The sequence below is a fragment of the Peribacillus sp. genome (assembly GCF_059453735.1).
In genome coordinates, this window is sequence record NZ_JAZVJO010000028.1 from 1 (window position 1) to 1,962 (window position 1,962).

At 40.8% G+C, this 1,962-nt stretch carries 3 protein-coding genes; all 3 read left to right on the forward strand.

Annotated features, from left to right (window positions below; translation table 11 throughout):
- The coding region (locus tag AC52RT_RS00835; protein ID WP_495538999.1) for an enoyl-CoA hydratase/isomerase family protein at positions 1-212 on the forward strand (212 nt) is incomplete at its 5' end.
- A gap of 15 nt (positions 213-227) precedes the next feature.
- Positions 228-1,412, forward strand: a complete 1,185-nt coding sequence (locus AC52RT_RS00840; RefSeq protein WP_495539000.1) for a CaiB/BaiF CoA transferase family protein — start codon at positions 228-230, stop codon at positions 1,410-1,412.
- A 29-nt stretch (positions 1,413-1,441) separates the two neighbouring features.
- Positions 1,442-1,962: IclR family transcriptional regulator (locus AC52RT_RS00845; protein WP_495539001.1), on the forward strand; the 521-nt coding region annotated here is incomplete at its 3' end.

Genomic DNA, 1,962 nt, shown 5'->3' on the forward strand with positions numbered 1-1,962 from the left:
CACAGAATTTAGCTGGTGGACCTCAACTGGCAACCCAGTTAATCAAGCGGGCAGTTTACCAAAACAGCGAAATGTCGTTAAGATCCTCACTGGATTATATATCATCCAAAATGGCTTTGGTCATGGAAGAGGAAGATCACAAAGAAGGTGTACGGGCTGTCATGGAAAAAAGAAAACCCATTTTCGGTAAAAATAAAACTGCCATAAAATAAAAGAGGTGAACTGGATTGATACAGCCCCTGCATGATATACGTGTATTGGATTTATCGAGAGTGTATGCTGCCCCAGCGGGAGCCATGACACTTGGAGACATGGGTGCAGACGTAATACGCGTGGAACCGCCAGGCGGATCGGATAGTATGAGGGAGTGGGGACCTTTCATAAATGGAGAAAGTACCTACTATTTAAATGCTAACCGAAACAAAAGATCTATTACGCTCAATTTGAAAACAGAAGAAGGGAAGAAACTTTTTCTGGATTTAGTAGAAAAATCAGACGTCGTAATTGAAAATTTCAAGTCAGGGACATTGGAAAAACTTGGGCTGCATTATGATGTTCTAAAGGAACGAAATCCAGGTATCATTGTTTGCTCGGTAACAGGATTTGGACAAGATGGACCCATAGGTTCACTGCCCGGATATGATCCTGTTATACAAGCTATGAGCGGATTGATGGATGTCACAGGTGATCCGGATGGCGAAGCCACAAAAGTGGGGATACCGATAGCGGATATCATTACTTCGGTTTATGTTGCACTGGGCATTGTCGCTGCAATTCGGCTAAGAGATTTAACTGGAGATGGCCAATATATCGATCTATCTTTGCTGGACGTTCAAATCGCCAGTATGGCCAATGTTGCCAGTGCTTATTTAAATACTGGAATGATTTCAGTGCGGAAAGGCAATCAACATAATAATGTCGCCCCATATCAAGTATTCCAAACCGCTGATTATCCGATTATGTTATGTGCGGGAAACGATAACTTATTTCGGAAGTTATCATACGCACTGAAGCAACCGGATTGGGCCGGCGAGAAACGATATTTAACAAATGCGGATCGAAAGCGAAATGAAGATGAATTGGTTCAACAGATTGAAGAAGTATTAATGACCAAGAATTCAAGTGATTGGCTCGAGATTCTTTCAGAAGCTAAGGTTCCAATAGGGCGTGTCAATACTATTCAACAGGCATTGGAGCAAGATCAAATAACCGTCAGGGGGGGAATCGAAACAGTTCCTCATACTGTTGGCGAGGTGAAGCTGCTGGCAAATCCGCTTCGTCACAGCGGGTTAAATATCCAAACTAAATATGGCCCGCCCCAATTAGGTCAACATAATAAAGAAGTATTTGAAGAACTTCTTGGTATGGAAGCGAAAGACCTTTCCATAATGTCAGAAAATAATGTTATATGAAAAGAGTTGGTCTGAAGGAGGTGCTCACGGTGGAGAATGAAAAAGTAAAAAATAATTATTCGATGTCCTCCATTCATCGGTTGATACAAGTACTTCGAGCATTCTCAGCAGATTATCCCAAATTATCCTTGACAGAGATTTCAAGAAGAACGGATATTTCGATTTCGAGCTTACAACGTATTGTCAACACATTAGTATATGAAGGTTTTTTAGTAAAAGACGAAAAGACGAAAATATACAGCCTTGGTTTAGAGCTTATGTTCTTAGGACAACTTGTTGAAAAAAATGATGCGCTTCTATCAAAAGCTGTTCCAATCATGGAAGAACTGAATCAAGAAACGCAGGAAAATGTTTCGTTGAATATTATTGATGGTGACCAGCGGCGGTGCATCTATAACTTACCTAGTCGTCATGAATTGGCTGCCTTAACATTTGTAGGCAATACTTCTCCGCTGTATGCTGGGGCTTCTGCTAAAAGTCTGCTTGCTTTTCAAAGCGATGCATTTATTAAGAGTTATATAGAGAAAATAACTTTAACGAAAATCACAGA